Origin of the sequence: Akkermansia massiliensis, from assembly GCF_018847375.1 — a bacterium.
Classification (GTDB): Bacteria; Verrucomicrobiota; Verrucomicrobiia; order Verrucomicrobiales; family Akkermansiaceae; genus Akkermansia; species Akkermansia massiliensis.
In genome coordinates this window covers 495,159-505,911 of sequence record NZ_CP072036.1, presented here as the reverse complement: position 1 = coordinate 505,911, position 10,753 = coordinate 495,159, and the positions used below count along the sequence as shown (strand labels likewise).

The window sequence follows — 10,753 nt, the reverse complement described above, 5'->3', positions numbered from 1 at the left end:
ACGCAGTGATGCGACTCCCCGAGATGAAGTTACCCCTTTTCCATCTGCTGGTTCCCTGCCTGTGCGTTCCGTTCCTGTTTTCCTCCTGCGGCACCACGGGTGGGGGCTCTTCCCCTTCTTCCTCTTCCAATGTTCCGGTGGAGGAAATGACCGGGTATTTTGAGGAAAGCGGAACCATTCCGGGACACCTGCTCAAATGGGAGGACGATCCGTCCCTGCCCGGAAAGCTCCTGGTCGTGGTGGACAAGAAGAAGCAGATGATGTACGTGTACCGCGGGACGCACCGCATCGCGTATGCGCCCATCAGTTCCGGAAGGAGTTCCGGCATGACGCCCTCCGGCTATTTCCGCATCGCCTCCAAGGATGCGGACCACCATTCCTATTACGGCGCGTTCATCAATGCCGCCGGGGAGCTGCGGGACGGGGATATACGGAAGGATGCCGCACGGCCCGGAGAAAGGTTTGAACCGGCCAAGATGCCCTATTTCATGAGGGTGAACGGGGCTGTAGGCATTCATGAGGGGTACCTGCCCGGCCGCCCGTCCTCCCACGGGTGCATCCGCATCCCCCATCTGGTGGCGAAGAACCTGTTTGAAGTGGCTCCCGTGGGAACCCGCGTGATTGTCAGGGACGGGGACTGGAATATTCACGAGCTTCAGAAAAAGCCGTCCGGTATTTTCAGAACGGTGCATAAGCCGTCCGCCCCGCGGGCTGGCGCAAATTCAGCTTCCTCCGGGAAGAAGGAGCTTGTAAAGTCAGAGGCGTCCGTGGAGAAGGATGCCGCTGCCATGCCGCCTGTTGGAGAACAGGAAAACGCGCCGCTGCCTTCTTCCAGCGCGGACGCCGTGACCCCCTCTTCATCCCATGGCCTCGAAGGACTGGAATAACATGCTGTCCGGGCGTTTATACCATGCCCAGGATTCCGAATTGACAGCTAGGCGTCTTCGGGCGCGCAAGCTCGTCTTCCGCTACAACCAGTCTGCCCCGGAGGAGGAAGAACTGCGCCGGGAATTGGCGCGGGAGCTCTTCGGCGGGATGGGGGAAAACTGCTATCTGGAACCTCCGCTGCGGTGTGACTATGGAACGAATATCCGGCTGGGGGATCGCGTATATGTCAACTTCAACCTGGTGGTGCTGGACTGCGCCGCCGTCACGATCGGCAGTGATGTGCTGATAGGCCCCAATGTGGGGATTTACACCGCCACGCACCCCGTGGACCCGGGGTTGAGGCGGGACGGTCTGGAATTTGCGCTTCCCGTCACCATTGAGGACGGGGTGTGGATAGGCGGCCATACGGCCATTGGCCCGGGCGTGCGCATCGGGCGCAATTCCGTGATAGGCGCGGGAAGCGTGGTGACGAAGGACATTCCCGCCAACGTGGTGGCTGTGGGAAACCCCTGCCGCGTGATGCGGTCCATTACGGAAAAGGACCGCGAGGCCTGGGGTGCGGTGGAAAATGGTGGGGAGGCCGCTACCGCAGGAACGGAGGCAAATTCTCCTGCATGATGAAATTTGAATTGCTTTTGGGGACGGATGGTGCATAGTTGGTGCCCTCACAGTGTCGATTAGCCGCTGCCACGAGCTAAATACATTCAAAGAAAACACTTATGAGTAACGAAATCAATTTGCAGGAATTCAAGATGCATGAAAAGGATTCCGGTAGCTCCAGCTACCAGATCGCCCACCTGACCCAGCGCATCGCCCACCTGACCGACCACCTGAGCACGAACAAGCACGATGTTTCTTCCCGCCGCGGGTTGTTGAAGATGGTGGCTCTGCGCCGCAAGCTTCTTGATTACGTCAAGCGTGAAGATCTGGCCCAGTATCAGAGCCTGATTCAGCGTCTTGGCCTTCGCCGCTAAACGGCGGAGCATATTCCCGTTTGATTCGGCCGTTGCGGTTTTCCGCAGCGGTCGTTTTTTTTTGCCGCGGGGGAAGGGCGGTTCCCCGTATTTTTGTTCCGGAAGAGGCCTTGACCTTTAAAAAATGTCTGTTAGCCTGACAGACATCTATGGAACAAATGACACGGGTCCAGCAGAACACGCTGAGAAAAATCGTGGAGGCGGCCATTGAACTGATGAGTGAAAAAGGGTTCCACCGCGTCAGCGTTCAGGAAGTAGGGAAAAAGGCCGGTATTTGTGAAAAGACCGTCTTCCGCTACTTTGCCACCAAAAAGTCCCTGCTGGATGAAATCATCCGGTACCGGGAATATGCCAGCGAACTGAAAAGGGAATTCGAGAACAGGAAAACGTGGGACCTGGCGCATGACCTGAAACTGGCTGCGCGCCTGTACTTCCAGGCGACGAAGGCCAAAAGGAACGCCTTCCGGGCCTACTTGAGCGCGCTGGACTCCGTGGATACGAACGGAGATGATTTTTTGCGCGACCCGCGGGAGCTTCATTCCTTCCTGTGTGACTACATGGGCGCCATGCAGGAAAAAGGAAAGGTCAGGGAGGGGGATGTGGGGCTCATGGTGCGCGCCTTTGTCAATACCCTGCACGGCTACATGCTGATGTACTGCCTGAATGACGACAGCAAGGCATGGCAGGACAAGGTGGCCTCCATGAAGCTGACCATTGGCCTGTTCATTCAGGGATTTTCCCGGCAATGCACATCCTGCGGCGCATGAGCAAGCATTTGAAGGCTATATCACTGGGCAGCATGGCCCTGGCGGCCGTGGGAGCCATCGGCTGGGGAGTCTGGCATTTCCGGGAGAGCCGTACCATGAAAACGGACGACTGCCGCGTGGAGGCGAGCATCGTTTCCGTGGGATCAAAGCTGGCGGAGCGCGTCACCAGCGTGGATGTGGAGGAAGGGGAAACCGTCCGCCGCGGGCAGACGCTTGCCCATCTGGACAGCCGCACTATGCAGGCGCGCCTGATGGCCGCGCGTTCCCGCGTCAAGCTGATGCAGGCCAGGCATGACGAGATGCTGGCCGGCTTCCGCCCTCAGGAAATCGAGTCCCAGCGGGCCAGGACGGCCCAGGCCTCCGCCAGCCTGGAACATGCGCGGCGTGATTACGAGCGCATTGAAAAGCTGGTGAGGGAGCAGGCAGGCATCAGCTCCGCGGACCGGGACGCCGTACGGGCCACCTACCTGGCGGCGCAGGCGCTGGAGAAGGCGGAGCAGGAGAATCTGGCCCTCAAGTTGGAAGGTTACCGCGAGGAGGAAAAAAGATCCGCCCAGGCCCAGCTGGAAGCCGCACGGGCGGAACTGGAGGAGTTGGAAGTGCTGTGCGGGGAATGCGTAGTCAAATCCCCCGTGGACGGCGTGGTGGCCCGCAAGCTGGTGAACGGCGGGGAGATGGTCAGTTCCGGCCAGAAGTTGTTTTCTATTGTGGACGGCGGGGACATCTGGCTCAACGTCCGCGTGGAGGAAACCAAGATAGGGCGCATCCGGCAGGGTCAGGACGTGCAGTTCACGCTGGACGGTTATGACGGCAGGGTTTTCCACGGCACGGTTTATGAAATAGGGGCGGCCACCTATGCGACATTCTCCCTGATTTCCACGGAGAACGTCAGCGGTTACTTCACCAAGGTCATGCAGCGCTTTCCCGTCAAGGTGAGCCTGCCGAAGCCGGAGGACGGAGTAGTATTCCGCCCGGGAATGCAGGGAAAGGTTTCCATTGATTTTTAAGGAAAAAGTATGAGCGGTCCGGTTCTGCAAACAATGGTTCCGGCGTGGAAGCGCCGCCTGCTGACGGGGATGGCCTGCGCGTGCACGATGCTGACGTTTCTGAATATGGGCTGCATCACGGCGGCCACACCGGATTTGTCAGGCACATTTGTGGTGGGCACCCTGGATGTTTCCTGGTCGGGTGCGGCGTGCCCGCTGGGAACTGCCCTCTCCTTTACCGTGGCGGCGTATCTGTGGGCGCGCATCGGACTGAGAAGGTCCCTGCGCACGGCCCTGCTGATCATGCTGGCCGGAACCTTGCTGGGACTGGCGGCGGACCATTTCTTCCTCATGATTGCGGCCCGCTTCCTTCAGGGGGCAGGAGGCGGCCTGGCGCTGGTGTACGGAACGGGGCTGGTGAATGCCGCCCTGCCGCCGGAGCGCCGCGGCGTGGCGATGGGAGTGAAACTTTGTTCCATTGGCCTGGCTTCCTGCGCCAGCCCGGTAGTGGGGTGCCTGCTGGTGCAGTACTGGCACTGGCGGGGGCTGTTCGTCATTGTGGGCGCAGCGGCAGCCGTTCTGGCCGTGCTGACGACGCTGTATGTTCCCGACCAGAAGATTCCCAAGGGAGGAAAATTCGACTGGTTTTCCTTCCTGGCGGTGGGGATGGGATGCGTGTGCATGCTGATGGTGCTCATTTACGGAGAGACGGACGGCTGGACGGCGCCCGGCGTGCTGGCCTGGATGTACGGCGGATTTTGTTCCTTTGCCCTGGCCTTCATTTCCTGCATGACCCACCGCACCCCTCTGCTGGACGTCCGCGTGCTGGGCAACTGGCGGTTCCTGTGCGGCCTGCTGGCGTCCCTGTGCAACATCTTCTGCATTTGCTGGGTGCGGGTGGGAACGGTGCAGTTCATGCGCAATGTCATGAATTATGAACCGGTGGGCATTGCCTATGTGTTCATGGTTCTGGTGGCCGGATTTTGCGGCGGCGCGGCGCTGGTGCTCCCCCTGATGCAGAAGGGCAGGCTGGCCCTGCGGGTGGGCATGATGGCGGGGCTGCTGGCGCTGGGCGCCTCCGCCTTCTTCCTGTCCCGGCTGGACGCGGGCTGCTCCTGGCTGGACGTGGCGTGGCCCCTGGGGCTGTTCGGAATCGGTTATGCCTTCTGTTTGAATACGGCCACGCCGCTTGCCCTGAGAGGGGTGGAGGGGCGTTCCGCCGCCGCTTCCTCCCGGACGCTGAACACCGTGCGCTACATCTTTATTTCCCTGTACGTCAGCAGTGTGAGCACGGTATTGGCCCATATGAAAACGGGGTTCCGCTTCAGCCTGGCGGAACAGGTAAGGGACGATTCCCCGGGAACGGCGCATACGCTTGACATGTGGCAGAGGCACTTTGCGGAAACCGGCGGCACGGCGCGGGAAATCCATGCATCAGTGGATGCGGTGCTGCAAAAGGCCGTGGCGCTCCAGAGCCAGGTGTTCTCCGTGGATACCTTTTATCTTTGCACCGTGATCGTGGGGGCGGCGGGAGTCCTGTTTGCCCTGTTCTGCCTGAAATCCAGCCCGGAAAGGAAGGCCGCTTCATGAAACGTCTGATGCTTCTTCTCATGGCCGCGCTGCTGGCTTCCTGCGGCAGTCCCGCCGTATTTGAAAGGCCCGTCATGGAAATGCCGGAGGGAACGGCCCGGACTTCTCCCGTAGGGGCCGGGTGGTGGCGCATTTTCAATGACCGTGCGCTGGACCGTCTGGAAGAAAAGGCCGTGGCTCATAACCGCGATCTTGTCCGCGCGTCCGCCCTGGTGGACCAGGCCTCCGCCCTGGCGGCGCAGACGGGCGCCGCCATGCTGCCCCGGGCGGAACTGGAAGCCGGAGCCAGCAGCGAGGAATTGTCCGAAGGTGAACGCTACATGAACAACCTGCCGGACCGGGCAAGGGATTTGTGGTCCATGTCCGGCGTGCTCTCCTATGAAGTGGACCTGTGGGGAAAGCTGCGGGCGCGCACGGAAGCCGCCCGGGCGGAGCTGCTGGCTTCTTCCGCCGCACGGGATGCGGTTTATCTGCGGCTGACGGCGGAGGTGGCCTCCGCCTACATCAATGTGCGCACGTGGGAGGAAAAATGCCTTATCATCCGCCGCGTCCACGCCTCCTATGAACAGACCTGCGCCATGTATGAAAAAAGATTTGTGCAGGGGCAGTACCCGGAGCTTGCCCTGCGCCGCGTCCAGGCGGAGCGCTCCAAAACGCTGGCCCAGCTCAGGCTGTCGGAAAACGAACTGTCCCGTGCTGAAAGCGTGCTGTCCGTGCTGGTGGGGGACAGTCCCAGGCAGGTGATGAAGGGCGGAAGGCCCGGCGGGGGCAATGCCGCCCTGCTGGCTTCTCCTCCGGTCATTCCGGCGCGGCTCCCTGGTGACATGATCGAACGCCGTCCGGATATCTGGGAGCTGGAATCCCGGCTGAAAGCCGCCTTTTACGGAAGGGAGGCGGCGCGGAAGGACAGGTTCCCGTCTCTGGTGCTGACGGGGCAGCTGGGGCAGGTCAGCACCCAGTTGAACGAACTGCTGAACCAGTCTTCCAGAAATTATGAATTGGGAGCGGGCATTCTCCAGACCCTGTTTGACGGAGGACGGAAGCGCGCCGCCGTACGCGCCGCGGATGCTGAATGCGCCGCCGTCCAGGCCGCGTATGAGCAGGCTGTCCTGAACGCTTTCCGGGAAATCAGGGATGCCCTGGTGGAACGCCGCAAAAGCGCGGAGGTTTACGAGGCCACGCTTGATGAAGTGAACTGCCTACGCCGCAGCTGGGACATTGCGTCCAGGCAGTATGAGGCCGGGTATGTGGGGCTGATGGATGCCCTGGATACGCACAGGAGCCTGCTGAGCGGGGAGCTGGACATGGCGGATGCCGCGCAGATGCGGCTGAATGCCGTCGTCAAATTCTGCAAGGCTCTCGGCGGCGGATGGCAGCGGCGCCCCGGTTCCTCATGAGGAACGGCTCTTGCCGCCGGGGATGCCCCCATCTGCTCCGGAGGAAGTTTTCCGGCAGGGAAGGGAGGGGACGCCCATTCCCGGCAGGTGGCAGGGAAAAGCACGGAACAGCGGGGCTATCAAACTATTTGCTTGCATTCTCCTTGACAGGGCTTATGCTGGCATCCGACGTTCGGGGACTCGTTTCCCGGTGCGTTTCTGTCGGGCATGCCTTGAGAAATTTTCGGATTTTCACAGGCTGTCAAGCCGGTAAGACTGGGCCGGAGCGTTTGATCCATCTGGGATGTGCGCCCTGCCGCGCGGACAGTGTTCCCCTTCATTTCTGGGAAAAGGCTGCTGCGGATAACACTCTTCCTGAGGCACTGCCCGTACCTGACGCCATTCAGGCTTCCCGCCCGGAGCCGGTCTGAATGGGCTGATGAGGCTGCGGGTGACTGAAAGACAAGAAATATAATGAGCATACATTCAGTTGAATGCAACGTTGGTACGAATCCCATCACGATTGAAACCGGAAAAATGGCCCGTCTGGCAGACGGCGCGGTTGTCGTCCGCAGCGGCGATACCGTCGTTCTCGTGACCGTGGTGAGCGCCACCAAAGTCAAGGAAGGCCAGACCTTCTTCCCCCTGTCCGTGGAATACAAGGAAAAGGCCGCTGCCGCGGGCATGTTCCCCGGCGGCTACTTCAAGCGTGAAGGCCGCCCCACGGAAAAGGAAATCCTGACGTGCCGCATGACGGACCGCCCCCTGCGCCCGATGTTCCCCAAGGGCTACTTCTATGATACGCAGGTGATTACCCTTCTGCTCTCCGCCGACGGTGAAAATGAACCGGACATTCTGAGCATCAACGGCGCTTCCGCCGCCTGCGTCGTTTCCGACCTCCCCTTTGCCGAACCCGTGGGCGCCGTCCGCGTGGGCCGCGTTGACGGCCAGTTCATCATCAACCCGACCAACTCCCAGCGTGAAAACAGCCAGCTTGACCTGGTGTTTGCCGGGACGAAGGACCAGGTGATCATGATTGAAGGTTCCGCCAACGAACTGCCGGAAGAAGACTTCATCGCCGCCCTGCGCCTGGCTCAGGAAAACGTGAAGGTTCTTTGTGAAAAGCAGGAAGAACTCCGCGCCGTCTGCGGCAAGGAAAAGCGTTCCTACGAACTCTGCCTTGCCAAGCCGGAACTGCTGGAAATCGGCTATGAAATCGCCGGTGACCGCATTGAAGACGCCATCTATGCCGCCTCCAAGGTGGAACGGCAGAAGAAGGTGGGAGCCCTGCGCGACGAAGTGGAAGCCGCCATCAAGGAACGCCATCCGGAAGCTACCGATTTTGACGTGGAGCAGGTCTTTGAATACATTCAGAAGAAGGCCTTCCGCATCTCCATCATGGACAAGGACAAGCGCGCCGACGGCCGCGCCCTCAAGGAACTGCGCCCCCTGACCGCGGAAATCAACGTGCTGCCCTCCGTGGTGCACGGCTCCGCGATGTTCGCACGCGGTGAAACCATGTCCCTCTGCCTGGCGACGCTCGCTCCGATGGAAGAACGCCAGTACATGGACAACTACACGGGCAGCGTGAATGAAAAGCGCTTCATCCTGCACTACAATTTCCCGCCCTTCTCCGTGGGCGATACCGGTCGTTTCGGCGGTCAGAACCGTCGTGAAATCGGCCATGGCGCCCTGGCGGAACGTTCCATCGCTCCGGTTGTCCCGAGTGAACAGGAATTCCCGTACGCCATCCGCATTTCTTCTGAAATCATGGAATCCAACGGTTCCACCTCCATGGCTTCCGTCTGCGCGGGCACGATGTCCCTGCTGGCGGCCGGCGTGCCCCTCAAGCGCCCCGTGGCGGGCATTTCCGTGGGCTTGGTGACGGAACAGAATGACCAGCATGAAATCACCACGTACAAGACCCTTCTGGACATCATCGGTTCCGAAGACTTCTACGGTGACATGGACTTCAAGCTTTGCGGCACGTCTGAAGGCGTGACGGGCTACCAGCTGGACCTCAAGCTGCCCGGCATCCCCCTCTCCATTCTGGAAGAAGCCATCCACGTGGCGAAGGCCGGACGCACGGACGTGCTGAAAGTCATGAATGACGCCATTGCGGCTCCGGCCCAGATGAGCCCGAATGCCCCCCGCATTGAGACCACCAAGATTCCCGCCGACCGTATTGGCGAGCTGATTGGCCCCGGCGGCAAGAACATCAAGGCCATCCAGGCTGAATCCGGCGCCGACATCAACATTGAGGAAGACGGCACCGTGCACATCTACGCCTCCAAGCAGGAAGGCCTGGACCGTGCGCTGGAACTGGTCACCCGCATGTTCAAGACCATTGAAATCGGTGAACTGTACACCGGCAAGATCGTTTCCACGACCACCTTTGGCGCGTTCATGGAAGTGCTTCCCGGCAAGGACGGCCTGATTCACATCTCCGAGCTGGCCGAAGGCCGCACCGCCAAGACGGAAGACGTCGTCAGCGTGGGAGACGTGGTGACTGCCAAGTGCATCGGCATCGACGACAAGGGCCGTGTGAAGATGTCCGTGCGCGCCGCTCTGCGCGACGCCAAGGCAGCCGAAGCGGAAGCCGCCGGCATCACGGAATAACGGTTTTTCCATTGAGCCTTTAAACTTCCAGCCCCGTTTCCCGTTTGTTCCGGGAGCGGGGCTGTTTGATTGTTTAAGGGGGGGATTGACTGTAAGAAGGGAAGGGCTGTTCGCGTGATCTTCCGGATGTTTTTTTGCTGTTTCAGGGAGGAGCCGGGAAAAATCAGGCAGCCAAGGAGAACAGGCTGCGGAAGAAACCGGGAGGCGGTTTTGTTTTTGCAGCGGTATGTTTCTGGACCGCGGGCTGGATTCGTGCCTGCGTTATTGCCGTTCCTTCCGTAAGAAGATTTTTTTGCCGTACGGCATTCCTGCGGGACGTCAGGGATATTCCTTTTTCTGCACGGACGCCGTTTTCACTTCAGCAGAAGGAGGCGTGCACAGAAAGCGGCCCAGCAGATCCAGCGTGGCTTTCACGTCCTTCAGGTCCGCCAGCTCCCGGGGAGAATGCATGTAGCGGATGGGGGGGCCCAGAAAAGCGGCGTGGCCGCCGTAAAGCTTGACGGGGACGAAATTGGCCATGCCGGGCGGGAAAGCGGCGTCCTTCTGGAACGGAATCCCGTGTTCTTCCGCCAGTTGGAGCAGTTGGGCAGTGATAGGCTGGTAAAAAATTTTGTCATGAGTAAAAATGACGGGGCCTTCCCCCATGGCCTGGCGGCTCAATCGCTCGTTTTCTTCACGGGGCGGCAGGTCGTCCAGCTGGACGGTATCCAGCGTGCAGTCAATAACAATAGCCAGTTTGGGACGGTTCCTGCCGCAATACGCCGTGGCTCCTGCCAGCCCTGTTTCTTCCTGGGAGGAGGAAAGGAGCGTGACGTGGTATTTCAGGTCTTTTTTGTGCCGGGACAGGAAGGAGGCCAGCTCCATCAGCATGAAGGAATTGAGGCGGCAGTCCAGGCCGTGGGCCATCAGGCGCGTGCCGTGCAGCAATTCCGGCTTGGTGGAGGGAACGCCGCGCCGGCCGACGCTCAAGCCCATTTCCCGTGCTTCCTCCGCGCTGGATACCCCTGCGTCAAACAGGATGTATTCCCCTCCTGCCGGAAGGGGCTCGCGGTTCAGCCACCAGCCGGGAACCGCCCCGGCAAAGGCGGTGACGGGGCCGTGTTCCCCGTCAAAACGGTAAGGGCAGGAAAGCATGGACTGGAAGTCCGGAAAGCCGACGGGCCTTACTTTCAGAAAGCCGGACGGAGTGATGTCTGCAATGACAACGCCCACTTCGTCGGCATGGGCGTCTATCAGCAATTCCGGGGCGTCCGGGTCCGGGCTGCGGAACGTAGCCCAGGCATTTTGATGCGCGTCCGTGCCGGAACTGTCCGCCAGGGGCGCCACGTGCTTGAGCCAGAATTGCTGGAGGGGGGCTTCCGCTCCGGAAGTGGAGGAAATGTCCAGCAGGGAAGCCAGCCGTTCCATGGACTGACCGCTGAAAGGCGGCTGCGTTTCCGGCATGGAGGCCACGCAAAGGTTGAAAAGAAGCAGTGGAAGCAGCAAAAAGCGGATAGAGGGCATTCCCCAGCCTATCATGGAAGGAGGGCGGGAAGCAATGCTGGAGGAATGAA

9 protein-coding genes are annotated in these 10,753 nt (G+C 60.4%); 8 read left to right on the top strand and 1 reads right to left on the bottom strand.

Features of this window, described 5'->3' with window-relative positions; translation table 11 throughout:
* Positions 1-23 precede the first annotated feature (23 nt).
* From J5W70_RS02120 to J5W70_RS02085, 8 genes are all read left to right on the top strand, one after another.
* Positions 24-887 carry a L,D-transpeptidase family protein gene (locus J5W70_RS02120; RefSeq protein ID WP_022396561.1) on the top strand — a complete coding sequence of 288 codons (864 nt, stop codon included), beginning with the start codon at positions 24-26 and terminating at the stop codon, positions 885-887.
* Positions 865-1,506, top strand: coding sequence for a sugar O-acetyltransferase (locus J5W70_RS02115; protein ID WP_022396562.1), 642 nt, complete (start codon positions 865-867; stop codon positions 1,504-1,506). The genes J5W70_RS02120 and J5W70_RS02115 overlap by 23 nt, the downstream gene beginning before the upstream one ends.
* 101 nt (positions 1,507-1,607) lie before the next feature.
* The gene (gene rpsO, locus J5W70_RS02110; protein WP_022396563.1) at positions 1,608-1,862 is read left to right on the top strand and encodes a 30S ribosomal protein S15; all 255 of its coding nucleotides are present in this window, start codon (positions 1,608-1,610) and stop codon (positions 1,860-1,862) included.
* A gap of 149 nt (positions 1,863-2,011) precedes the next feature.
* Positions 2,012-2,629 carry a TetR/AcrR family transcriptional regulator gene (locus J5W70_RS02105; protein WP_022396564.1) on the top strand — a complete coding sequence of 206 codons (618 nt, stop codon included), beginning with the start codon at positions 2,012-2,014 and terminating at the stop codon, positions 2,627-2,629.
* Positions 2,626-3,636, top strand: a complete 1,011-nt coding sequence (locus J5W70_RS02100) for an HlyD family secretion protein (RefSeq protein ID WP_180973226.1) — start codon at positions 2,626-2,628, stop codon at positions 3,634-3,636. Before J5W70_RS02105 ends, J5W70_RS02100 begins: the two co-directional genes overlap by 4 nt.
* A 9-nt stretch (positions 3,637-3,645) precedes the next feature.
* A complete protein-coding gene (locus J5W70_RS02095; protein ID WP_215832898.1) occupies positions 3,646-5,205 on the top strand; it encodes an MFS transporter in 1,560 nt (519 codons plus the stop codon).
* Positions 5,202-6,602, top strand: a complete 1,401-nt coding sequence (locus J5W70_RS02090; protein ID WP_022396567.1) for an efflux transporter outer membrane subunit — start codon at positions 5,202-5,204, stop codon at positions 6,600-6,602. The genes J5W70_RS02095 and J5W70_RS02090 overlap by 4 nt, the downstream gene beginning before the upstream one ends.
* A gap of 453 nt (positions 6,603-7,055) precedes the next feature.
* Entirely contained in the window at positions 7,056-9,200 is a 2,145-nt protein-coding gene (locus J5W70_RS02085; RefSeq protein WP_022396568.1) for a polyribonucleotide nucleotidyltransferase, read from the top strand.
* 318 nt (positions 9,201-9,518) lie between these two features.
* Here J5W70_RS02085 and J5W70_RS02080 read toward each other — a convergent pair whose 3' ends face one another.
* A complete protein-coding gene (locus J5W70_RS02080; RefSeq protein ID WP_215837088.1) occupies positions 9,519-10,703 on the bottom strand; it encodes a zinc-binding metallopeptidase family protein in 1,185 nt (394 codons plus the stop codon).
* Positions 10,704-10,753 lie beyond the last annotated feature (50 nt).

What these genes read in the sequence shown, in the direction of transcription:
- J5W70_RS02120 (WP_022396561.1), top strand. Translation starts at nt 24, where the DNA reads ATGAAGTTACCCCTTTTCCATCTGCTGGTTCCCTGCCTGTGCGTTCCG.
- J5W70_RS02115 (WP_022396562.1), top strand. Translation starts at nt 865, where the DNA reads ATGGCCTCGAAGGACTGGAATAACATGCTGTCCGGGCGTTTATACCAT.
- rpsO (WP_022396563.1), top strand. Translation starts at nt 1,608, where the DNA reads ATGAGTAACGAAATCAATTTGCAGGAATTCAAGATGCATGAAAAGGAT.
- J5W70_RS02105 (WP_022396564.1), top strand. Translation starts at nt 2,012, where the DNA reads ATGGAACAAATGACACGGGTCCAGCAGAACACGCTGAGAAAAATCGTG.
- J5W70_RS02100 (WP_180973226.1), top strand. Translation starts at nt 2,626, where the DNA reads ATGAGCAAGCATTTGAAGGCTATATCACTGGGCAGCATGGCCCTGGCG.
- J5W70_RS02095 (WP_215832898.1), top strand. Translation starts at nt 3,646, where the DNA reads ATGAGCGGTCCGGTTCTGCAAACAATGGTTCCGGCGTGGAAGCGCCGC.
- J5W70_RS02090 (WP_022396567.1), top strand. Translation starts at nt 5,202, where the DNA reads ATGAAACGTCTGATGCTTCTTCTCATGGCCGCGCTGCTGGCTTCCTGC.
- J5W70_RS02085 (WP_022396568.1), top strand. Translation starts at nt 7,056, where the DNA reads ATGAGCATACATTCAGTTGAATGCAACGTTGGTACGAATCCCATCACG.
- J5W70_RS02080 (WP_215837088.1), bottom strand. Translation starts at nt 10,703, where the DNA reads ATGCCCTCTATCCGCTTTTTGCTGCTTCCACTGCTTCTTTTCAACCTT.